The 23,140-nt window shown below is 72.9% G+C and carries 13 protein-coding genes; 4 read left to right on the top strand and 9 right to left on the bottom strand.

The window, feature by feature from the left end:
• The first annotated feature begins 57 nt into the window (after positions 1-57).
• Together O7621_RS11870 and O7621_RS11865 are read left to right on the top strand one after the other, a co-directional pair.
• Positions 58-1,983, top strand: a complete 1,926-nt coding sequence (locus O7621_RS11870; protein WP_282234013.1) for a glycoside hydrolase family 15 protein — start codon at positions 58-60, stop codon at positions 1,981-1,983.
• A complete protein-coding gene (locus O7621_RS11865; protein ID WP_282234012.1) occupies positions 1,980-3,380 on the top strand; it encodes a glucose-6-phosphate dehydrogenase in 1,401 nt (466 codons plus the stop codon). Before O7621_RS11870 ends, O7621_RS11865 begins: the two co-directional genes overlap by 4 nt.
• Positions 3,381-3,462: 82 nt before the next feature.
• Here the strand turns inward: O7621_RS11865 and O7621_RS11860 are convergent, their stop codons facing one another.
• The 6 genes from O7621_RS11860 to O7621_RS11835 form a co-directional block, all read right to left on the bottom strand.
• The gene (locus O7621_RS11860; protein WP_282234011.1) at positions 3,463-4,800 is read right to left on the bottom strand and encodes a DEAD/DEAH box helicase; all 1,338 of its coding nucleotides are present in this window, start codon (positions 4,798-4,800) and stop codon (positions 3,463-3,465) included.
• Between the two features lie 163 nt (positions 4,801-4,963).
• Positions 4,964-5,167 carry a cold-shock protein gene (locus O7621_RS11855; RefSeq protein ID WP_123605346.1) on the bottom strand — a complete coding sequence of 68 codons (204 nt, stop codon included), beginning with the start codon at positions 5,165-5,167 and terminating at the stop codon, positions 4,964-4,966.
• 242 nt (positions 5,168-5,409) lie between these two features.
• Entirely contained in the window at positions 5,410-8,760 is a 3,351-nt protein-coding gene (locus O7621_RS11850; RefSeq protein WP_282234010.1) for a UvrD-helicase domain-containing protein, read from the bottom strand.
• Positions 8,757-12,143 (bottom strand): ATP-dependent DNA helicase, encoded by a 3,387-nt coding sequence (locus tag O7621_RS11845; RefSeq protein WP_282234009.1) that lies wholly within the window; start codon positions 12,141-12,143, stop codon positions 8,757-8,759. Before O7621_RS11845 ends, O7621_RS11850 begins: the two co-directional genes overlap by 4 nt.
• An 82-nt stretch (positions 12,144-12,225) precedes the next feature.
• Positions 12,226-12,771, bottom strand: coding sequence for a TIGR00730 family Rossman fold protein (locus tag O7621_RS11840; RefSeq protein WP_282234008.1), 546 nt, complete (start codon positions 12,769-12,771; stop codon positions 12,226-12,228).
• A 5-nt stretch (positions 12,772-12,776) separates the two neighbouring features.
• Positions 12,777-13,697, bottom strand: coding sequence for a TIGR00730 family Rossman fold protein (locus tag O7621_RS11835; RefSeq protein ID WP_282234007.1), 921 nt, complete (start codon positions 13,695-13,697; stop codon positions 12,777-12,779).
• Between the two features lie 233 nt (positions 13,698-13,930).
• Here O7621_RS11835 and O7621_RS11830 point away from each other — a divergent pair, with 233 nt between their 5' ends.
• Complete coding sequence (locus tag O7621_RS11830) at positions 13,931-14,083, top strand: hypothetical protein (protein ID WP_282234006.1); 153 nt, start codon at positions 13,931-13,933, stop codon at positions 14,081-14,083.
• Positions 14,084-14,104: 21 nt separating this feature from the next.
• Here O7621_RS11830 and dapE read toward each other — a convergent pair whose 3' ends face one another.
• Positions 14,105-15,178 (bottom strand): succinyl-diaminopimelate desuccinylase, encoded by a 1,074-nt coding sequence (dapE, locus tag O7621_RS11825; protein WP_282234005.1) that lies wholly within the window; start codon positions 15,176-15,178, stop codon positions 14,105-14,107.
• Positions 15,179-15,286: 108 nt separating this feature from the next.
• Here dapE and dapD point away from each other — a divergent pair, with 108 nt between their 5' ends.
• Complete coding sequence (gene dapD, locus O7621_RS11820; protein ID WP_282234004.1) at positions 15,287-16,243, top strand: 2,3,4,5-tetrahydropyridine-2,6-dicarboxylate N-succinyltransferase; 957 nt, start codon at positions 15,287-15,289, stop codon at positions 16,241-16,243.
• 100 nt (positions 16,244-16,343) lie between these two features.
• Here dapD and O7621_RS11815 read toward each other — a convergent pair whose 3' ends face one another.
• Positions 16,344-19,757, bottom strand: a complete 3,414-nt coding sequence (locus O7621_RS11815) for a S8 family serine peptidase (protein WP_282234003.1) — start codon at positions 19,755-19,757, stop codon at positions 16,344-16,346.
• Positions 19,758-19,911: 154 nt separating this feature from the next.
• Positions 19,912-23,034: an EAL domain-containing protein gene (locus tag O7621_RS11810; protein ID WP_282234002.1), complete on the bottom strand. Its 3,123-nt coding sequence runs from the start codon at positions 23,032-23,034 to the stop codon at positions 19,912-19,914.
• Positions 23,035-23,140 lie beyond the last annotated feature (106 nt).

The raw sequence follows: 23,140 nt of genomic DNA, 5'->3' as shown, positions 1-23,140 counted from the left end.
CCACGGCTCACCGGGGAGAGTGGTGCCGGACGGACCCACCATGCGGAGGAGACACCAGTGACGGACCATCTGGCGGAGATCAAAGCGCTGCCAGTGCCCGAACTCACCGACGGCTATCCGGCCATCGCCGACCACGGCCTGATCGGCGACGGCCAGACCGCCGCGCTGGTCGGCGTGGACGGCACCGTACGGTGGCTCTGCCTGCCGAGATTCGACGGCCCGGCGCTGTTCGCGGCACTGCTAGACGCCGACCGGGGCGGTGCCTGGACGCTGCGGCCGGCCGGCCTGCGCGCCGTCCGGCAGGAGTACCTGCCGGACACTGCCGTGCTGCGTACCGAACTGCACACCGCCACCGGACGTCTAGAGATCCGCGACGCGCTGCTGATCACCGCCGCGTCAAGCGAGCCGGCGGATGAGCCGGCCGACGGGGGCGGCGGGCGGCGCGACGGGGCCGGACCGGTCAGCGACCGGCCGCTCGGCACCGAACTCGGGGCGGCCTGCGGCGAGCTGGGCCGCCTGGTCACCGTCATCGACGGCACGGTCGACCTGGAGATCGGACTGACCGGCCGGGGTGGGCTGCGGACCACCCCCACCGCCGAGGAGATCGGCATCGAGTTCCTGGCCGGGGACGGCGGCGGCCGGCTGCGGCTGACCGCCAGCCGGCCGGTACCCGGCCTGGACCGGCTGGCCGGCCGGATCCGGTTGACCGCCGGCGACCGGCTCGGCCTGGTGCTGCGCTGGGCGCAGGGTCCGACCCGGCACCGCGACGACGATCAGCTCGCCGCCGCGCTGGACCGCACCGCCGCGGCCTGGCGGACCTGGAGCCGCCAGGTCAACTACACCGGACGGCACGCCGACCTGGTCCGCCGCAGCGCCATCACGCTCAAGCTCTGCGACGACCACGACAGCGGGGCGGTGGTCGCCGCCCCCACGTCGTCGCTGCCGGAGGCGATCGGCGGCCGCCGCAACTGGGACTACCGGTTCACCTGGGTACGCGACGCCGCGTACACCGTCTACGCGCTGCGCCGGGTCGGGATGGCCGCCGAAGCCGAGTCGTTCCTGTCCTGGGTGTTGCAGGCCTGCACCCGCGACGGCCGACCGCACGTGCTCTACACCCTGGACGGCACCCGGCCGGCCCCCGAACGGATCGACCCGGACCTGTCCGGATACCGCGGTTCCCGGCCGGTGCGCTGGGGTAACGCGGCGGCCGATCAGGTCCAGCACGACGTGTACGGCGAGATCCTCGACTGCGCCTGGCAGTGGGCCCGGGCCGGCGGTGCGGTCGACGATCGGCGGTGGTCCCGGCTGACCCGGCTGGGCCGCTCGGCGTTGCAGCACTGGCGTACTCCGGACCACGGCATCTGGGAAATTCGCCACGAGGGCCGCCCGTTCACCTACTCGGTGGCGATGTGCCAGGTGGCGGCGGACCGGATGGCCCGGCTGGCGACCGCCACCGGCCGGCGCGACGAGGTCGAGCAGTGGCGGCGGGCGGCCGAGGAGATCCGCTCGGCGCTGCTGACCGAGGCATGGGACGACGACAACGGGCACTTCACTGAACACCTCGGCCAGCCCGGTACCGTCGACGCCAGCCTGCTCGCCCTGCCGCTGCGCCGGGTGGTCGACCCCGCCGATCCCCGGATGGTCGCCACCGTCGACGCCGTCCAGCAACGCCTCGGTGCCGGCGGCGACCTGCTCTACCGCTACCTGCCGGCCGAGTCGCCGGACGGGGTCGGCGGTGGTGAGGGAGCCTTCCTGCTCTGCTCCTTCTGGTGGGTGGACAACCTGGCCGGCAGCGGCCAACTGGACCGGGCCCACGAACTGTTCGAACAGCTCTGCGGCCGGGTGAACCACGTCGGGTTGCTCCCCGAGCAGATCGACCCCGCGACCGGCGCCTTCCTGGGAAACTTCCCGCAGGCGTTCAGTCACATCGGGCTGATCAGCAGCGCGGTCAACCTGGCCCGGTACGGAAGGATGCGGACGTGACAGCGAACGTGATCGTGCTCGGCGCCACCGGCGACCTCACCACCCGTTATCTGTTGCCCGGCCTGGCCCAGCTACGTGAGCTCGGCCGGCCGGCCGGCGGGATGCGACTGATCGGGGTGGCCCGCGACGAGCTCGACGACCGTGGCTTCCGGCACCGGGTGAGCGCCGCGCTGCGCGAACACGCCCCCGGAGTGGCAGCCCGGGCCCGCAGCGAACTCGCCGAGACGGCCAGCTACGTCCACGGTGACGTGACCGACCCGGAGGTGCTGGCGACGGCGCTGCGGATCGCCCGGGACGGCGAGCGGGCCAGTCACGGCGACGACGCGGTGGTGGTCTACCTGGCCCTGCCGCACCGGCTGTTCGAGCCGGTCGCGATCGCGCTGGGCCGCTGCGACCTGCCGGCCGGCATCCGGCTGGTGGTGGAGAAGCCGTTCGGCGAGGACCTGGCCAGCGCCCGACGGCTGAACACGGTGCTGCACCAGGTGCTGCCGGACGACCGGGTGTTCCGGGTGGACCACTTTCTCGCCAAGCAGACCGTGCTGAACCTGCTCGGGCTGCGGTTCGCCAACCGGGTGCTGGAGCCGCTGTGGAGCAACACGCACATCACCGGAGTCGACATCGTCTTCGACGAGACGGTCGACGCCGAGGGCCGGTCCAGTTACTACGACCACGCCGGCGCGCTGCGCGACATGGTGCAGAACCACCTGCTGCAACTGTTGACGCTGGTCGCGATGGAGCCGCCGCTGACCGTCGACCCGGCCGACCTGGCCGTGCGCAAGCTGGACGTGCTGCGGGCGGTCCGCCCGATCCGGGCCGCCGACGTGGCCGACTGCACGGTACGCGGCCGGTACACCGCCGGGGTGGTCCAGGGCCGACGCGGCGAGCAGAAGGTGGCCAGCTACGTCGACGGCACCGGGGTCGACCCGGCCCGGAACACCGAGACGTACGCCGAACTGACCGTCCACATCGACAACTGGCGGTGGTCGGGAGTGCCGTTCAAACTGCGTACCGGCAAGGCGTTGGCCGCCGACCGGCGCGAGATCGTGATCCGGTTCGCCGACGTGCCACACGCGGTCTTCACCAGCCGGAACAGCCCGTGCAACGAGCTGCGGCTGCAACTCGACCCGGACCGGATGTCGCTGCGACTCAACGTCAATGGCATCGGCGACCCGTTCGACCTGGAGCCGGTCGAGATGGTCACCGAACTGGCCCGGCAGGCACCGAGCCCGTACGGGCAGTTGCTGCTGGCCATCATCGAAGGTGACACCCGGCTCAGCGCCCAGGCGCAGGAGGCCGAGGAGAGCTGGCGAATCATCGAACCGGTGCTCGCCGGCTGGGCGCAGGGTCGGACACCGCTGCGCGACTATCCGGCCGGCAGCACCGGCCCACGGCTCTGACCGGCCGGACCGCATCCGGGTCCCGGTCGGGTCGGACCGCATCGAGGTCCGGCCCGGTCCGGGCCTGATCCGGGTCGACCGGTCAGCGGGCCGCCGGCCGGCGGGCCGGGCGACGCCGGCCGCCCGGTCGGCGCCCGGGGCGCCGACCGGTACCGGTGCCACCGGCGGTGCCGGCCGGAGTGTTCTTCGCCGCCACGGCCCGGGTCGGCGTGGGCAGCGTGACCGGCACCCCGGACGGGGTGCGGGCGCCGGTGACCCGGGCCAGCTCCGTGTCCGCCGGGCCGACCGAGCTGCGCTGTGGCCGGATCTTCGCGGCGGCCATCAGGCGGTCCATGTCCCGCCGCTGCTCGGGCAGGACCAGGGTGGCCACCACGCCGGCGGCACCGGCCCGGGCGGTACGCCCGCCCCGGTGCAGGTAGTCCTTGTGGTCCGCCGGCGGGTCGACGTTGAGCACCAGGTCGAGGTCGTCGATGTGGATGCCGCGGGCCGCGACATCGGTGGCGACGAGCGCGGTGACCTGACCGGTCTTGAACTGCTCCAGGATGCGGTTGCGCTGCCCCTGGGACTTGCCGCCGTGCAGGGCCGCCGCCCGTACCCCGCTGGCGAGCAGCTGGCGGGCCAGCCGGTCGGCGCGGTGCTTGGTGCCGATGAACATGATCACCCGGCCGTCCCGGGCGGCGATGGCCGCCGTGGTCGCCGGCTTGTCGGCCGCGCTGACATGCAACAGGTGGTGGCTCATCGCGCCGACGGTGGCGGTGGACGGGTCGACCTGGTGTGACACCGGGTCGGTCAGGAACTCGCGGACCAGCCGGTCCACCCCACGGTCCAGAGTGGCCGAGAAGAGCATCCGCTGCCCGCCCGGCGCGACCTTGCGCAGGATCATGGTGACCTGTGGCAGGAAGCCCATGTCGGCCATCTGGTCGGCCTCGTCGAGCACCGCCACGGTGACGTCGTCGAGCTGGCACGCGCCCCGGTTGACCAGGTCGTTGAGCCGGCCCGGGGTGGCGACGACGATCTCCGCGCCGGAGCGCAGCGCGTCGGCCTGGCGTTGGATCGACAGGCCGCCGACGACGGTGACGCAGCGCAGCCGCACCGCCCGGGCGTACGGCTCCACCGCGGCCGTCACCTGCTGGGCCAGCTCACGGGTGGGGACCAGGACCAGGGCCAGTGGCCGGCCGGGGCGGGCGCGCCGCCCGGCGGTACGGGCCACCAGCGGCAGCCCGAAGGCGAGGGTCTTGCCGGAGCCGGTGCGGCCGCGGCCGAGGACGTCGCGGCCGGCCAACGAGTCCGGCAGCGTCGCCGCCTGGATGGGGAACGGCTCATTGATGCCGTTCGCGGTCAACGCGGCGAGCAGGCTCGCCGGCACACCCAGGTCGGCGAACGAGGGCGTCTGGACGTGAGGAATCGTGGTGGTGCTCATCTGACCGGATCGGCCTTCCGCTAGCTAGGTGGCACGTAGCGAGGAAGGCGCCGGGCGGTGGGGTCGCCAGCAGCGGGTCACAAGCACGAACCAGGGTAGGACTTGCTGCGGTCCGGCTCCCGCCGCTCAGGCGGCGGGAGCCGGACCGTTCGTACCGAACAGCTCAGAGCGGGCGGATGTTGGCCGCCTGCGGGCCCTTCTGGCCCTGGGTGATCTCGAACTCGACCCGCTGGTTCTCGTCCAGGCTCCGGTAACCGGAGGACTGGATGGCGGAGAAGTGGGCGAACACGTCGGCACCGCCCTCATCCGGGGTGATGAAACCAAAACCCTTGTCCGCGTTGAACCACTTGACGGTGCCTACTGCCATGTAACTCTTCTCCTTGATGGAACGATCGGACCCGAGACTGCCTGCGGGCCGATGTGAGATCCGCGCTTACTACGCGGACCGGCGTCGCGGTGCTGATCGCCCCATCCGGAACAGAGCCCGGACACAACAAAGAGCGCCTGGGCCGAGACCCCACAGGCGCTCGCACTGTCACTGTGACCGGCCGGCCGGCGGGTAGCACCGGGGGCGGCACGGGGAACCAATACTGCAACGGCGTCAGGATATCACGAATCCGGCGCGTCACCCAGCAACGGCAGATCACTGATCAGCTTCGCCAGCCCGGCCCGGTCCAGCAGGTCCGCCGGGCGCACGGTGACGCCGTCGCGCACGTAGTGGAACGCCGCCCGGACCTGCTCCACCGGCACCCCGGCCAGGTCCGCCCAGGCCAGCCGGTACGCGGCGAGCTGCACCGCCGCCGCGGCCTCGGCCACCCCGGTCGGTTGCCGGCCGGTCTTCCAGTCGACCACGTCGTAGCGGCCACCCGGGCCGGCGAACACCGCGTCCATCCGGCCACGGACCACCACCCCGGAGATCACCGTGGCGAACGGCACCTCCACCTCGACCGGCACCCGGCCGGCCCACTCGCTGGCCAGGAACCGCTCCTGCAGCTCCAGCAGGGCGTCGTCGGGTGCGGCGTCGGCGTCGGCGGCACCGGGCAACTCGTCGACATCCAACAGCCGGTCCGCGCCGAAGCGCTGCTCCAGCCAGGTGTGGAACGCCGTGCCCCGTCGGGCGTACGGATCCGGTCGACCGGGCAGCGGCCGGCGCAGCGTGCGGGCCAGCCCGAACCGGTCCCGACGCAGGGCCACCAACTGCGACACCGACAACTGGTCCGGCAACGGCACGTCAACCGGCCCGACCCCGTGCGCCAGCCGGTCCCGCTCGGCGAGCAGGATCCGGGCCTCCGCCCACCACCCCGCCGGCGGCCGATCGTCCGGCGGGTCGACCGGCCGGTCCATCGCCTGGCGGACCAGGTTCGCCGCCTCCCACATCCGGGGCCGCTGCGCGCCCAGCGGGTCGGCCGGCCACTCGGCCCGTACCGTCACCTCGTCGACCGGGTTCGCCGCACCCGGCAGCGGCTCCGGTGCCCAGTGGTCCACCACCCCCGCGCCGGCCAGGCAGTCGTCGTAAATCTCCTTGAGGAACACCGACGGCCCGCGGTGCCGTTTCACCCCGGTACCCCACCAGTAGCCGGAGCAGAGCAGCAGCCGGCGCGGCCGGGTGACCGCCACGTACGCCAGCCGCCGCTCCTCCCGCTCGTCGTGCTCGCGCCACCGCTTGCCGAACTCGGTCAGCTCCCGCTCCACCGCCTTCTGGTCCTCGGCGTCGTCGAGGTTCAACGCCGGCAGGCCGTCCGCGTCACCGCGCAACGGGAACGGCAGCACCCCGAGGCCGTACAGGTAGTGGTCCGAGCCACGCACCGCCCCCGGCCAGACGTCGCGGGTCAGCCCGGCCACCGCCACCACGTCCCATTCCAGGCCCTTGGCGGCGTGCGCGGTGAGGATCTGCACCGCGCCGGACACCACGTCGATCTCGCCGGGGCTCAGCCCGCGTTCCTCGTCCTCGGCGGCGTCCAGGAACGCCAGGAACGCCGACAGGGTCGCGCTGTCCGACTCACCGGCGAACCGGGCGGCGACGTCGCCGAGCGCGTCCAGGTGCCCGCGGGCCAGCCCGGCGTCACCGCCGCCGGCCCCGCCGGCCCGCACCGCCACCTCAACGTCCAGGCCAGTGGTCCGCTCGACGTCAGCGATCAGGTCCGGCAACGACTGGTCCAGGCGTTGCCGCAGCAGGGCCAGCTCCCGGCCGTACCCGCGCAGCCGGGCATAGCCCTCCGCCGAGTACAGCTGGGCCGGCCCGGGATCGGCCAACGCCTCGACCAGGCTGGCCTCGTCGAGGCGGTCGACGACGATCTCCGGCTCGGCCGCCCCGGCCCGGGGCAGCTCCCGCCGGGCGTCGGCGATTGCCCGGGCCCGCCGGTGCAGCGCCACCAGGTCCCGGGGGCCGATCCGCCACCGGGCCCCGGTCAGCAGCCGCAGCAGCGCCGCGCCGTCGGTCGGGTCGGCCAGCACGCGCAGCGTACTGACGACGTCGCGGACCTCCGGGGTGTCCAGCAGGCCGCCGAGACCGACCACCTCGACCGGCAGGCCGCGGGCCCGCAACGCCGCCTCGACCGCCGGGATCTGGCTGCGCACCCGGACCAGCACCGCACTGGTCGGCCGGGCGTCGACCGGGATCTCGTCGCCGCGACCCGGCTCGACGCCGGCCGCCCCCCGCCAGGCCGCCAACATGCCGTCGGCGATCCACTCGGCCTCGTCGAGCACCGTTTCCAGCAGCGCGCAGTGCACCGTCCCGGCCGGCGCGCCCCGGGCCGTGCGGCCCGGAATCGGCGGGGCGACCTTCGCGGCGGCGGCCAGCGCCGCCACCCGGGCCCCGGCGGTCCGCAGCGGGCCGGACAGCTGGTTGGCGACGCTGAGGATCTCCGGCCGATTACGCCAACTGGTGGTCAGCGTCAGCGACCGGGCCGGGGTGCCGTCGGCACGGGCGAACTCGCCGGGGAACCGGTCCAGGGTGCCGGCGCTCGCCCCGCGCCAGCCGTAGATCGACTGGCACGGGTCACCGACCGCGACCACCGGATGCCCGCCGCCGAACAGCGACCGCAGCATCACCACCTGGGCGTGGCTGGTGTCCTGGTACTCGTCGAGCAGCACCACCCGGTAGCGGTCCCGCTCCAACTCGCCCACCGCCGGATGGTCCCGGGCCACCTGCGCCGCCCGGGACATCTGGTCGGCGAAGTCCATCGCCTCGAAATCGGCCTTGCGCTGCTGGTACGCCCGGACCAGTGGCAGCAGGCGCAGCCGGATCTGCTGGATGGTCAGCGCCCGCCGCACGTCGGCGTACACCCGGCCGGGCCGGGACTGCACCTCGGCGAAGAACCGGCCGGTCCAGCCGGCCAACTGGTCCGGGGTGACCAGGTGCTCGGCCAGCTCCCCGGCGAGCGCCAGCACCGCGTCGGTGACCGTGCCCGGCGCCCGGTCCACCTCGGACATGTCACCGTCGTAGTTGCGGACCAGGAAGTCGACGATCTGCCAGCGGGACGCCTCGGTGAGCAGCCGGGCCGACGGCTCGTACCCGGCCCGCAGCCCGTGTTCGGTGACCACCCGGGCGGCGTACGAGTGGTAGGTGGCCACCATCGGCTCGCCGGCCAGCGGATCCTCCTCCGCCCGGCGGCCCTGCCGGCCGAGCTGGCGGACCAGCTGTCCCAGCCGGGTCCGGATCCGGTGGGCCAGCTCACCGGCGGCCTTACGGGTGAAGGTGAGGCCGAGCACCTGCTCCGGGCGTACCTGGTCGTTGGCGACCAACCAGACCACCCGGGCGGCCATCGTCTCGGTCTTGCCGGACCCGGCCCCGGCGACCACCAGCAGCGGCTCCACCGGGGCGGCGATGATCGCCGCCTGCTCCGGGGTCGGTGGCGGCAGTTTCAGCAGCCGGGACAGCTCCTGCGGGGTGTAGCGCGGCCCGGCGTCGGGGCGGCGACGCGGCGGCGGAGCGGCGGCGAACAACGACTGCTGCGTCATTCGTGCTCCGCTGGTGGTTCGACGACCTGCCGGCCCTTGCCGGAGACCGGGCAGCTGGTCTTCACCGGGCAGACCCGGCAGCTGGAGTTGGCCACCGCGGAGAACGTCGACGCGGCCATCGTCTGGGCGGTTCGGCGGACCATCGCGCTCGCCCAACCGGCGTCGTCGGTGTCGGCCAGCGGCTCCTGCTGCTGCTCCTTCGCCTCCTTCACCGGGGTACCGAGCTGGACCAGCGCCGCGCCACCGGCGTCGTCGCCGTACTCGGCGAACGCCCCCGCCTCGACCGCCGCCTGGTAGGCGCCGAGCTGCGGATGCTCGGCCAGCTCGGCGGCGGTCACCGAGGTCGACTTACCGGTCTTGAGGTCGATCACCACCAGCCGGCCGTCGGCGTCGATCTCCAACCGGTCCACCCGGCCGGTCAGCTCCACCGGCTGCCGCGGGTCGTCCAGCCGTACGGTGAACTCGTGCTCGATGGCTAGCAGCCGACGCGGGTTGCTGGCCAGCCAGCGCAGCAGCTTGTCGACCATGCCCTCGGCGCGGGCCAGCTCCGGACCAGCCATCCAGCGGGCGGCCAGGTCGATCGCGTCGAACCGGGCGGCGACGTACTCCAGCAGTTTCGCCCGGTCGACGCTGGCGTCCTCGGCGAGCATCGCCGCCGCGTGCACCAGGTTGCCGACGCCGGCAGCCGCGCTCGGCTCGCCCCGACCGCCGTGCCGCTCGAGCAGCCAGCGCAGGCTGCACCGCAGCGCGCTTTCCATGGTCGACGGGGTGACCCGGACCGGCTCGCCCTCGTCGACCAGCGGCCGGTCGTCGGACAGCGGCCGCAGCCCCCACCAGTCATCCGGGTGGGCACCGGGCACCCCGGCGACCGCCAGCCGGCCGAGCACCGCCGCCGCCTCCTGCCGGCGCTGCGGCTGCGCCGTCTGGTCGGCGACCACGGTACGCAGCTCGGCGACCAGAGCCGGCAGGGTGAGCGACCGGGGCGGCCGGCCGACCGGCAGGGTCGGCAGCTCCTCGCCGTCGGCGTCCACCGTCGACACGCCCAGCTCGTGCAGGAACCGGCTCGGCTGCTCCTCGTGGTCCAGCCCGCCGACCCCGGCGGAGGCGACCGCGGTGACCAGCAGCCGCCGGCGGGCCCGGGTCACCGCCACGTAGAACAGCCGCCGCTCCTCGTCGAGCAGCGCCGACGTCTGCGCGACCAGCGACGCGGTGAGCCCGGCGCCGTCGGACCGGCCGGTCAGCACGTCGACCAGCCGTTCCGAACCGAGCAGGCTGCCGCGCAGCCGCAGATCCGGCCAGACGCCCTCCTGCACCCCGGCGACCGCCACCACGTCCCATTCCAGGCCTTTCGCGGCATGCGCGGTGAGCAACCGGACCGCCTCGCCGCGATCGCCGCTCGGCGCCAGGGTGTCGGCCGGCAGCTGCTGGCCGAGCACATGGTCGAGAAAGACCTCGGTCCGGGCACCCGGCAGCCGATCGACGAACCGGGCGGCCGCGTCGAACAGCGCCATCACCGCGTCGAGGTCCCGGTCCGCCGCCGCGGCCCGCCACCGCGCCCCGGCGTCGGTCACCCCACCGACCGGTACGGTGCCGGCCGGCCCGGCCGGCGTCCGGCCGCGCAGAATCGCGCCGAACCACCGGTCGGCCAGCCCGCTGGTCTGCCACACCGCCCAGAGCACGTCCTCGGCGGTCGCACCCGGCCGGGCCGCGGTGTCCCGCGCGGTGGCCAGCAGCGCCGCGACCGCCTGCGCCGGTGCCGCCCAACGGCGTTCGATCGCGGCCAGCTCCGCCGGATCACGCAACGCCTCGACCAGCAGTTCACCGGAGGGACGGCGATCACCGGCGGCCAGCGCCAGAGCCCGCAGCCCTTGCCGCAGCCGCCGCTCGGCCAACGGGTCCGCCCCGCCCAGCGGGGAGTGCAGCAGCGCGACCGCCGCCTCCTCGTCCAGCCGGTCCGGCTCCAACGCGCAGCGCAGCAGCAACAGCAGCGGCGCCACCGCCGGCTGCCGGTGCAGCGGCAGGTCCTCGGCGTGCACCACGGTCGGCACGCCGGTGACGTGCAGCGCCCGCTGCAGCGGCGGCAGCTGCAGCGTGGTCGAGCGCACGATCACCGCCATCCGGGACCACGGCACCCCGTCGATCAGATGCGCCACCCGCAGCGCATGCGCCAGGTAGCCGGCCTCGCTGGTCGACGAGCGGAACACCCGTACCGCCACGGCGTCGCCGCTGTCCGGGTCCGCGCCGTCGGCCGGGGCCGGGCGCAGTTCGCGGTGGCCGGCCGGGCCGCGCAGCCGCCGTGCCACCCGAGCGGTGACCGCCAGCAGCTCCGGACCGGTGCGGTAGCAGACCGGCAGCAGGATCTGCCGGGCGGGCGCGCCCGAGGCGGTCCGGAACCGGTGCCCGAACGCCGGCACGATGCCCGGATCGGCGCCCCGGAACGCGTACGTCGAGGAGTCCGGGTCGGCGAACGCGACCAGCGGCCGCCCGCCCCCGGCGATCAGATCGAGCAGCTCGACCTGCGCCGGGTCCGTGTCGGCCAGCTCGTCGACGTAGACGTAGGACAGCCGGTCCCGTTCGGCCTCCAGCAGCGGCGGATCGTCGGTGAGCAACCCGGTGGCGGCCCGGACCAGCTCGGCGTGGTCGTATCCGATCGAACCCCGGTTGCTGACGTCACGCAGCGCGAGGACCGCGACGTACTGGCGCAGGAAGCGGGCCGCCGCCGGCCAGTCGGCCCGGCCCAGCCGTTCGCCGAGCCGGGCCAGCTCGACCGGCCCGACACCACGTTCGGTGGCCCGCTGCAGCAGGTCGCGCAGCTGGGTGGCGAACGCCCTGGTGGGTAGGGCGGCGCGCAACTCCGGCGGCCAGCCGACCGGGTCACCGATCTGATCACCGGCCGGGCCGGTGGTGGCGGCGGTCGGGCCGTCCAGTCCGGTGGCCCCCGGCTGTGGGCCGGCCACGTCCAGTAGCTCGCGGATGATCAGATCCTGCTCGGGGCCGGTGAGCAACCGCGGCGACGGCTCGCCCCGTTCGGCGGCGGCCCGGCGCAACAGGCCGAACGCGTAGCCGGGAAACGTGCGTACCAGGGGTTCGTGCAACACCCGCCGGGAGCCGGCGGCGATCGCCGCCTCGATCCGTCGGCGCAGTGCGACGGCGGCCCGCCGGTTGAAGGTGAGCACCAGGATCCGCTCCGGGTCGGTCCCCTCGGCGACCCGGGTGGCGACCGCGTCGACCAGGGTGCTGGTCTTGCCGGTCCCCGGACCGCCGACGACCAGCAGCGGTCCGTCGGTGTGCTTGACCACTGCCTGCTGCGCGGGGTCGTCGAAGCGCGCCGGCTCGGCCTGCGCCGGCCGGCGGACCAGCCGGTACGCCTGCACGCCGCTCATCTCACCACGACGATGGGACAGCTGTCGGCAGCCGGGTGGCCGGCACGCCGGCAGGTGGGCACACCGGACGACGCGGACCCGGTCAACCTAACCGGACCTCGATCTCGTCCAGCGCCGCCGACACCGAATCGACGACAATCAGCATCTCCCGGGCCGACCGCCCCACGAACGCCGTCTCCGCCAACGCCGTCAGCCAGTCCAGCAGCCCCTGGTAGAAGCCATCGGAGTCGACCAGCACCACCGGTTTGCGGTGCAGCCCGAGCACCGCCGTGGTCCACACCTCGAACAGTTCGTCCAGCGTGCCGAGGCCGCCAGGGAGGGTGACGAACGCATCCGACTTTTCGATCATCAGCGTCTTGCGGCTGGCCATTCCGTCGGTGACGACGAGTTCGTCGGAGCGGGTGTCGGCCACTTCCAGGTCGACCAGCGACTGCGGGATCACCCCGAGGGTCCAGCCGCCGCCGGCCCGGGCACCGTCCGCGAGCGCACCCATCATGCCGACACAGCCGCCGCCGGAGACCAGGGTGTGCCCACGTCGGGCCAGCTCCCGCCCGGTCTCGGCGGCCAGGTCGAGCCACCGCTGCTCGAGAGTGCGCGACGAGGCGCAGAAGACTCCGATCGCGGCCATCCGTGCTACTCCTCTCCTTCCGCCGGCCGGTGGTACCCGGCCGGTGCCCGTTCACCGGCCTGCCGCTCGGCCTCGATCTGGGCGTGCGCCGTCTGGCGCAGCGCCGCCTGCTCGGCGGCGAGTGCGGCATCCGCGTCAACGATGTGCCGTACCGCCTCGGCGACGTCGTCAGTCAGGCAGAGCAGGTCGAGGTCGGCATCGCCGATCCGACCCTGCGCCTGCATCGTGTCACGCAACCAGTCGACCAGTCCGGACCAGTACCCGGTGCCCATCAACACCACCGGGAACCTGGTCACCTTGCCGGTCTGCACCAGGGTGAGCGCCTCGAACAACTCGTCCATGGTGCCGAACCCGCCGGGCAGCACCACGAACGCCTGGGCGTACTTGACGAACATGGTCTTGCGGGCGAAGAAGTAGCGGAAGTTGATGCCGACCTCCACCCATTCGTTGATGCCCTGCTCGAACGGCAATTCGATGCCGAGCCCCACCGACACGCCGCCGGCCTCGGTGGCACCCCGGTTGGCTGCCTCCATCACACCGGGACCGCCGCCGGTGATCACGGCGTAGCCGGCACCGGCGAGCGCACGGCCCAGTTCTTCGGCGAGCCGGCATTCAGGGCTGTCCGGCGCGCTGCGGGCTGACCCGAAAACACTGACCGCCGGCGGCAGATCAGCGAGAGTGTCGAACCCTTCGACGAACTCCGACAGGATTCGCAGCGCCCGCCAGGAATCCTTGGTCTTCCATTCGCCACGGGCCCGTGAATCGAGCAGACCCTGATCGGCGGTGCTGCGGCGGACCGCTTCCCGGCGCAGGGTCACCGCGCCCCGGTGCCGCTCCGACCCCGGACCGTCGGGTGTCGGGCCGACCCGGTCCGGTCCCGGTCGGGATTGGTCGTCTGGCGCGCGATAGTTGTTCGACTGGTCCATCTGGACAACCGTAGTGGGCGGCGTGCCGTGCTTGACGCGGCCGCCCGCGCGTGTCCAGTGCGGACGCCGAACCGCCCCGCTGCGACGCTAACCCGGCCCACGATGAAAAGGTGATGTCAATCTTGCGTCAGGTGCAACCAAATCGGCTGCGGCTACGTCTTCAATAACAGATACTGGGTGCGCCGGACGGTGGGGAGGACGCCGTCATGGCACCTTCGGGGGGAGGAGTAGTCATGATGACACGTAGCGAACTCATCCGGGTCCGGCGACAGATGCACCGCCGGATCCGTGTCGTGGTGGCCGAGCGCCGGGTTGCCGGCGGACGAGCGCTTCCGGCTGAGCCGGTGGACGACGCCGTCGAGCAGGAGCCGGCGCTGCTGCGGTGACCCGGCCACGGTGATCCCGGTTCACTCCGGCGTCAGCCAACGCCGGAGTGTCTCGGCGCCTTGCTGAATCTTGTCAATCTCCACGTGCTCGTCACGGGCGTGCGCCAGGTTGGGGTCGCCGGGGCCGAAGTTGAGCGCCGGGATGCCCAGCGCGGCGAACCGGGCGACGTCGGTCCAGCCCAGCTTCGCGACCGGCGGCGCGCCGACCGCCGCGAGGAACTCCCGCGCCGGTGCCGATGTCAGTCCGGGCAGCGCCCCGCCTGCGCAGTCGACCACCTCGACGTCGAACCCGGCGAAGACCTCGCGGACGTGCTGCTCCGCCTGCTGCCCGTCACGGTCCGGCGCGAACCGGAAGTTGACCTCGACGTCGCACCGGTCCGGAATCACGTTGCCGGCCACCCCGCCGCCGATCCGGACCGCGTTCAGCCCTTCCCGGTACTCGCAACCGTCGATGGTGACGGTCCGCGTCGCATAGTCGCCCAGCCGGCGCAGCACCTCACCGGCGGCGTGGATGGCGTTCACCCCACGCCAGGACCGGGCCGAGTGGGCCCGGCGGCCGGTGGTGCCGACCACCGCCCGCAGGGTGCCCTGGCAACCGGCCTCGACGACGCCGTGGGTCGGCTCGTGCAGCACCGCGAAGTCGGCCGACAGCCACTGCGGGTGGGCCTCAGCCACCAGACGCAGCCCGTTGAACCGTGAGTCGATCTCCTCCGCCTCGTAGAACAGGTAGGTGACGTCGTACCTCGGCTCGGCGACGGTGGCCGCCAGATGCAACGCGTGCGCCACCCCGGACTTCATGTCCGAGGTGCCGCAGCCGTAGATCAGGCCGTCGACCACCCGGGACGGGAAGTTGTCCGCCAGCGGCACCGTGTCCAGATGCCCGGCGAGCACCACCCGCCGGGAACGCCCCAGCTCGGTCCGGGCCATCACGGTGTTGCCGTACCGCCCGGTGGTGAGCCAGGGCACGACGGACAGTGCCTGCTCCACGCAGTCGGCAATCCGCTGCTCGTTGCGCGACACCGACTCGATGTCGACCAACGCGCGGGTCAGGGTCACCGGATCGGCCAGGACCTCGGGGGTCAGCGGGTTCACCATGGCTGGCACGGTACCGTCTCGGCAGGGTCGACTCGTCCGCTGATCACCCGGATCGCCCGGACGTCGGCCCGGTGGTGACTCGTACCCCGATCGGAAGGCGACAGTTCGGTGACGGTTTCGACGCAGCCCGCCTGGGGCATCGGCCTGGCCACCTGCACGGAGCAGGGGCAGGTGCTGGACACCTGGTATCCGGTCGGCCAGCTAGGGCTCGGCGAGCGTCCGCCGGCCGCGAACGGCAGCACACCGGCCGGGCTGCCCACCGGGGTGGTCGGCCCCCGGGCACTGCCCGGGCTGCGTACCGAGATCGTGGTCGTCGAGATCGGTTCGTTGGCCGACCCGATCGCCGACGCCGCCGACGCGTACCTGCGCCTGCACCTGCTCTCCCACCGGCTGGTCCGGCCGAACGAGCTCAACCTGGACGGCATCTTCGGCCGGCTGGCCAACGTCGCCTGGACCTCCGCCGGTCCGTGCCCGCCGGACCGGGTCGACGAGCTGCGGCTGATCGAGCGGGCCGCCGGGCGGCACCTGGCGGTGTACGGGGTGGACAAGTTCCCCCGGATGACCGACTACGTGGTGCCGTCCGGGGTGCGGATCGCCGACGCCGACCGGGTACGGCTCGGCGCCCACCTGGCGTCCGGGACGACCGTGATGCACGAAGGCTTCTGCAACTTCAACGCCGGCACGCTCGGCACCTCGATGGTCGAGGGGCGGATCGTCGCCGGCGTGGTGGTCGGCGACGGCTCCGACGTCGGGGCCGGCGCCTCGATCATGGGCACCCTCTCCGGTGGCGGCACCGAAAAGGTCCGCATTGGCGAGCGCAGCCTGCTCGGCGCGAACGCCGGCATCGGCATCTCGCTGGGCGACGACTGCGTGGTCGAGGCCGGCTGCTACATCACCGCCGGCTCCAAGGTGACCCTGCCGGACGGCCGGGTGGTCAAGGCCCGCGAGTTGTCCGGCGTCAACGGGCTGCTGTTCTGGCGCAACTCGGTCACCGGGGCGCTGGAGGCCCGGCCGCGTACCGGTGCCGGCATCCAGCTCAACGAGGCACTGCACGCCAACAGCTGACCGCGGACCGGCCGGTGCGGTGAGCCGGTGGCGGCTCCGCCGAGGTCGGCCGGTGCCCCGCCCGCCGCTACGGGGCGGACAGGGCACCGGCCGGCGCGGGTCAGCGCCGCGCGATCCGGTACGCCTGGATGATCGTCTGCCGTGCCGTGTTGCCGGCCCGGTCGGTGACCGACGCCCGCAGCGACACGAAACCGTCCCGGTCCGGATGGTGGACCGTGGCGGTCCAGCCGGCCTTTGCGGACCGTACGTCGGCCGGCTGCCAGGTCCGCCCGCCGTCGTAGGACGCCTCGACGGTCGGCCGACGAATCCCGATCCCGATCACGCCAGGCTGGTGGGTGACGGTGAACGGAATCTCCATCGCCCGCCCGGCGACGGCGGTGTTGCCGGCGTCCACCGACGGGGTGAACCGCACCGCCATCACCGGCAGCGCCGCCACCTGGTCACGGGTCACCGGGCCGGACGGGAAGGTCCACGCCCCGCTTACCGACGTGGAGAAGTCCCCGACGTCGTGCGTCGCCGACACCTCCAGCCGGTAGTCGGCCTGGGCCCGCGGTACCGGGAACCAGCCGTAGCCCGGCTCCGGGCTCTCCCCGATCAGCTTGCCGCTGCGGTACAGCACGGTCCGCGCGGTCTCCGTCACCACCCCGCCGGGGTGGCCCTGCGCGTCGCCGAACATCGGCACCTGGACTTCGACGACGTTGCCCCGCCGGCTGACCCAGGCACCGTGACCCGCGACGGCCGGGAACACCGGCCCGTACGGTGCCAGGTTCCAGGTGTCCAGGGTGCGTTTGCCGGGCTGGTGGCGGCTCGGCGGCGAGACCAGCACGGCGGTGTACTCCGGCCAGAGCTGGCCGTCCACCGCCCGGCCGAACTCCAGGGAACTCTCCCAGGTCGAGGTGCTCGACACGCTGTAGTGCTCCACCCGCACGCTGGGCAGCTCGACCGGGGTCACCAGCGCCCATCCCCCGATGTCCCGCTCGCCGTGGCCGGGGAAGACCAGCCGGTCGGTGCGGTCGCCGTGGCTGACCCCACGGAACCGGTGCCGGACGGTGGCCAGGTCCCGGGGACGGTAGTGCCGGGTGAACCCGGTGGGCAGCCGGTCGGCAAAGAGCTCGCTCAACCCGTAGAAGTACGGGCTGTCGGCGAACCCGTCCGCGCCGTCCGGTCGCAGCCACTGGCTTGCGATGCTGGCCGTGAACTCGCCCGCGCCCGACGGCCCGCCCTCGTGGGCGGCGGTGAGCCCGTCGAAGGTGTCAGCCAGCACCCCGATCCCGGCACCGGCGTGCGGGGTGCGGTACTGGAAGCTGACGTCGACCAGCGCCGGACGCGCGGTCGACTCGGGCACGGTCATCCGGACCGGGCGGGCGGTACGGGCGTCGAACAGTACGGTGCGGTCAGCGTCCAGCCGCAGGTTCGACCGGACCAGGACGGCGAGCTCGTACTCCTGTTCACCGGTCTGGCGTTGAATCACGCTGGACAATCCGTACCGGCCGGCGGGCAGCCGGGTGGTGACCCGGCCGGAGCCGTCCGAGGTCCACGGCATAGCGTCCACCGGCTGGTCCAGGCCGACCGCCACGGTCCAGTAGTCGTCGGTCGCCACGCCGGCCTGGTCGACGTGGACGAAGGTCAGGTCGTAGCTCTCCACCTCGCGGTGGACGCCGAACGGGGTGACGACGCGCTGGCCGGCACCGGTGGCGACCAGATGGCCGGAGTAGTAACCGTCCGGGCCACCGACGCTGGTGTCCGCGGTCAGGGTGACAGCGGCGGTGCCGCCGGCCGGTACGGTCAGCGTGTCGGCACCGGCCCGGAACATCGCCGCTGGCGCGCTGCGGCCGGACGGGCCGACGGCGTCGACGGTGAGGGTCAGGGTCTGCGGCTTGCTGCCGGTGTTGCGGTAGGTGACCTTCTCGACGATCGCCGGGTCGTCGTGGTGCGGCCAGTCGGCGCGGCCGAACGACACGCTGGCCGGTCGGCTGATCAGCTCCTGGATGACGGCGCGGGAGGCGTCCACCCGTCCGGCACCCTGCGAGTACGCGCCGGTGCCGGAGCGTGGTGCGGCCGACGCCATCAGGCCAGCCTTCAACCGCGCGGCGGTCCAGTTCGGCCGGCGCTGGGCGAGCAGCGCTGCGGCTCCGGCCACGTGCGGCGCGGCCATCGAGGTGCCGGAGGCGGCGACGTAGTGCTCGTCGACCGGATCGGCGAGGGTGGTGCCGGCGGCGCGGGCCGCGACGATCCCGACGCCCGGGGCGGTGATGTCCGGTTTGACCGCGTCGTCCCCGGTGCGCGGGCCACGGCTGGAGAAGTCGGCGAGCGTGTCGTCGCGGTCCACCGCGCCCACGGTCAGCGCCGCGTCGGCGCTGCCCGGCGAGCCGACGGTGCGGTCCGCGCCGGAGTTGCCGGCTGAGATCACGAAAAGCGCGCCGGTCTGCGCGGTGAGCGTATCGACCGCCTTCTCCAGCGGATCGGTCTGCGGGGTGTCCGGGCCACCGAGGCTGAGGTTGACGACGGTGGCCCGCTGGTCGGTCGCGGCCCACTGCATGCCGGCCAGGATCGCCGACTCGGTGCACCAGGACGACTCGCACACCTTGCCGGAAATCAGGGTGGCGTCGGGGGCCACCCCACGGTTCGCCCCGCCGGAGGCGGCACCGCTGCCGGCGATGATCGAGGCGACGTGGGTGCCGTGGCCGATCCGGTCGGCCGGGTCCGGATCGTCGGTGAAGTTCTCCGACCGGGCCACCTTGCCGGTCAGATCGGGGTGGTCTGCGTCGACCCCGCTGTCCAGCACCGCGACGGTCACCCCGGCCCCGGTGAATCCGGCGTCGTGGGCGGCCGGCGCACCGATCTGCCCGACGCTGCGGTCGAGCAGTAGCCGTCGTCTGCCGTCCAGCCATACCCGCGCCAGGCCGGAGGCGGTGGCCAGGGTTCCGGCAGGGCCGGTGGCCTCGCCGGGCGCGGCCGGGTCGGTGCCGGTGACCGCCGCCCAGAAGTCGGTCGCCGCGTACTTGTCGGCGGTCAGCGCGGCACCGTCGATCGCCGGCAGGTCCCGGGTGATCCGCACGCCGGCAAGGCCACCGGCGTCGCGGCGGGCGGCGTCGGCCGGGGCGGCGGCGTACTCGACGAGCAGCGGTAGCCGGGCGGTGGCGGCGTCGTGGTAGCCGGACGAGATCAGGTCGGTGACGTTGAACAGTCGCCGGTCCAGCACGCCGGTGCGGATCAGCGGCTGCGCGTCGGCTGGTACGACGTACCGGCCGTCGGAGCTCTGGTAGGTGTGGAACCGCAGGCGGTCGCGGCCTGGGGCGGGTTGGACGGCGGTGCCGGTGCTGGTGACGACGACCCGGTCACCGGTGATCAGGGTGACCGCGGTCGCCGGGTCGGTACGGACCCGGCTGACCGGGTCGTCGGGGGTCGGTGCTGGTTGGGCGGCGGCCGGTCCCGGCCGTCCGACACCGATCAGCGTCGCGGCCAGTACGGCGACGAGAGCGGCGGCTTGGACTATCCTGGATGGATTGGACATCGTGAACCTCCCCGGTAGACGCCGCAGCGGCGTCAGGGTCGTGATTCCGAAGCCCCAGGATTGCATACCTGGTATGCACCGACCCGGCCCGAAACTCGGGGCAATATGGACATGATTTGCACGCTAAGTATCCACCCGACTACTTATAGATCATCTATGGGTGGGTCAACCCGACCGGCCTGCCACCGGCCAGCCAGGCCGCCGCGTCCGCCTCGGCGAGCGGCCGGGAAAACAGATAACCCTGCCCGAAGCCGCAGCCCAGATCACCGAGCAGGTTCCGGTCGGCGACCGTCTCGATGCCCTCCGCCACCACCTGCAGACCGAGCGAGTGCGCCAACCGGATGATCCCGTCCACCAACGACCGCTGCCGTTGCGAGAAGGCCATCTCCGCGGTGAACGAACGGTCGATCTTGAGCACGTCGATAGGCAGCTGACGCAGGTAGCTGAGCGAGGAGAACCCCGTACCGAAGTCGTCGATGGCCAGCCGGACACCGAGCTCGCGCAGCTGCGCCAGGTCCGACCAGACCTGGTCGTCGTTCTGCAGCAGCAGACTCTCCGTCAGCTCCAGCATCACCGAGTCCGCCGGCAACCCGGCGGCGATCAACTCGCGACGGACCTTGCCGGTGAAGCCGGCCACCCGGAACTGCCGGGCGGAGACGTTGACGCTGACATACGGAGCCTCACCCACCGGCAGAGCGGCCCGCCACTGGGTGACAGCGGCGAGCGCCCGGCCCAGCACCCAGTCGCCGATCGGCTCGATCAGCCCGGTCTCCTCGGCCACGTCGATGAACTGGTCCGGCCGCAGCAGCCCCAGGCTCGGGTGCCGCCACCGCAGCAACGCCTCCAGCCCGACGGCGTTGCCGCTGGCCAGCTCGACGACCGGCTGGTACACGACGGCGAAGTCGGACTCCGGCGCCGACCGTTCCAACGCGGTACGCAGCTCCATCCGCCGGATCAGGCTCACGTGCAACGCTGGCTGGTACCGCCGCCAGCGTCCCTTGCCCGCACCCTTGGCGACGTAGAGAGCGAGATCCGCGTGCCGCAGCAGCTCGTCGGTGCCCTCGGCGTCCGAGGTGGTGGCGACCCCGACGCTGACCGCGCCACCGACCATCCGGCCGGCGAGCCGGAACGGCTCGGTGAAGGCCGCCACCACCCGCTGCGCCGTCTGCTCCACCTCGGCCGGGTCGGTCGCATCGTCGACCAGCGCGGCGAACTCGTCACCGCCGAGCCGGGCAGCCGCGTCGGCCGATCCCAGCGTGGCCGCCAACCGGTTCGCCACCGCGACCAGCAACTCGTCGCCGGCCTGATGGCCCATCGTGTCGTTGACCACCTTGAAATCGTCAAGATCGATGAACAGTACGCCGACCGCGTGCCCGCCGCGCTGGGCGCGAGCCACTGCCTGCTGCACCCGGTCGTGGAACAGCACCCGGTTCGCCAGACCGGTCAACGAGTCGTGGAACGCCCGGTGAGTCAACTCCTGCTCCAGCCGACGTCGCTCAGTGACGTCCCGCAGGGTGAGCACCAGACCCCGTACCGCCCGGTCCGACCGCAGGTCACGGCAGCTCACCTCAACCTGCACGGTGCTACCGTCGGCGTGCCGCAGCCGCCAGTCCGGCCAGTCGTGCGGCTCACCTGAGGAGCGGACCAGGGCCAGCCCTTCGAGCACCCGCCCGTGGTCCGGCGGATCGACCAGGTCGGTCAGCGGGCCGCCGTCCGGTGCCCGCCGACCGAGCACCGTCTGCACCGCCGGGCTGGCGTACCGGACCGCGTCGCCGTCGTCGACGATCAGGATGATGTCCACGCTGTTCTGCACCAGGGCCCGGAAGTACACCTCCGCGTCCCGCCGGTTGATCTCGTCACCCAGCCGAATCCGTTCCAACGCCATCGTGGCGTGACTGGCCAGCACCTCGATGGCGTCGCGCAACGCGTTGAGGACGCTGGTCTCGGCCGAGACCAGCAGCACCCCGGCTCGCGGACCGGTCACGTCAGGCCGCGGCTGTGCCGGCACCGGACCAGGTGGCCGCTGCTCCGGCAGCACCAACGGGCAGAGCAACGCGAACGGAAACGACCCGAGCTGGTGGGCCAGCATCGGGGTCAGGGTCGGCCGACGCAGCAGCCGGGTACGCCGCACCGCAGCGGTCGACGGCAGCAACGTGCCGGTGGCCGTCGCCGGCACCGACGGCCCCCAGACGCTGCTGGCCAGCGCTGGTACCCCGCCGGTGCGGTTGAGCACCAGCACCAGGCGGTGGTCTACGCCCTCCGGCACGATCCGGGCGAGCCCGGACCGCACCGCGCGATCCACCTGCGCCGCGTCGGCCGCCGAGACCAGGGCGGCACACGCGTCCCGCAGCCCCTGCTCCCGGCGGACCGTCTGACGGTGTGCCGCGAGCACGTCACCGAACCGGCTGAGCACCAATGCGAAGACCACCGCCGAGGTGATGGCCAGCATGGCCCCGTCGCGGATCCGCCCGGTCATCGCCTCGATCAGCAGAATCGACGGCGAGATCATGGTTGCCAGGACCAGCAGCACCGCCCACGGCCGGCTGATCTTGCCCGGCTCGATGTCCGCCGGCTCGGACAGCTGCGCCATCGACGGATGCAGCCCGGCCGCTCCCCAGGTCAGGTACGTCAGCAGCCAGCCGAGCTCGATCGGCCCGCCGGGCTGCCACTGCTCACCGAGCGTCGTCAGTCCGTAAAGGATGTCGCCGGTGAGCATGCCGGCGCCCCCGACGAGCAGCAACACCAGGGCCGGGGTCCGTGGATTCGTCGCCAGCAGGCGAATCATCACGGCCAGAATCAACAGATCACCGAGGGCGTACGCGGCGAGGATCGATCGTTCGAACGGATCCATCCCGGGAGCGGTGATGTACGGACCGATGATGAAGATCCAGGCCAGAAGCGCGGCGGTGCACAGAAATGTGAGGACGTCGAGCAGCCGCGACCGGTCGCCAAGCATCTGGTTGCCGCGGGTCAGCATGAACAGGCCGACGGCGGTGAGGGCGAATACCGTCAGATAGCACAGCTCGGTGACGATTGAGCCGGGAAGAATCGCGTACGTCGTGTCGCCGGCGGCGAGCATCGCCACTGCGGCGGCGAGACTCCGCCACGCCGCAGCCCGTTTCGGCCGGTAGCGCCGGATACCGAAGAAGATTCCACCGGCGCTCATCGCACCGAGCCCCGGCCACAGCACCGGATGCCAGCCGGGGGCGAGAAGGATCCCGGCGGACAGCAGGATCATCACCGTGGCATATCCACTGGTGAGCTTCCGGACCGACACGGGCCTCCCCTCAGGCCGGACGTCAACGCGTGGCAACGCCTACAACTGACCCGTCGACGCCCGAGCGATCCATTCACCGCCGGGCAACACATCCACCGCTCGGTTT

Origin of the sequence: Solwaraspora sp. WMMD937 (genome assembly GCF_029581175.1) — a bacterium.
GTDB lineage: Bacteria > Actinomycetota > Actinomycetes > Mycobacteriales > Micromonosporaceae > Micromonospora_E.
The sequence above is the reverse complement of the archived record's forward strand: the minus strand, read 5'-3'. Positions and strand labels throughout refer to the sequence as shown.

Bases quoted from the DNA above. Each gene is read 5' to 3' on its own strand.
- O7621_RS11845 (WP_282234009.1), bottom strand. From the start codon at position 12,143: ATGAGCGGCGTGCAGGCGTACCGGCTGGTCCGCCGGCCGGCGCAGGCC.
- O7621_RS11855 (WP_123605346.1), bottom strand. From the start codon at position 5,167: ATGGCAGTAGGCACCGTCAAGTGGTTCAACGCGGACAAGGGTTTTGGT.
- O7621_RS11840 (WP_282234008.1), bottom strand. From the start codon at position 12,771: ATGGCCGCGATCGGAGTCTTCTGCGCCTCGTCGCGCACTCTCGAGCAG.
- O7621_RS11850 (WP_282234010.1), bottom strand. From the start codon at position 8,760: ATGACGCAGCAGTCGTTGTTCGCCGCCGCTCCGCCGCCGCGTCGCCGC.
- O7621_RS11830 (WP_282234006.1), top strand. From the start codon at position 13,931: ATGATGACACGTAGCGAACTCATCCGGGTCCGGCGACAGATGCACCGC.
- dapE (WP_282234005.1), bottom strand. From the start codon at position 15,178: ATGGTGAACCCGCTGACCCCCGAGGTCCTGGCCGATCCGGTGACCCTG.
- O7621_RS11835 (WP_282234007.1), bottom strand. From the start codon at position 13,697: ATGGACCAGTCGAACAACTATCGCGCGCCAGACGACCAATCCCGACCG.
- O7621_RS11815 (WP_282234003.1), bottom strand. From the start codon at position 19,757: ATGTCCAATCCATCCAGGATAGTCCAAGCCGCCGCTCTCGTCGCCGTA.
- O7621_RS11860 (WP_282234011.1), bottom strand. From the start codon at position 4,800: ATGAGCACCACCACGATTCCTCACGTCCAGACGCCCTCGTTCGCCGAC.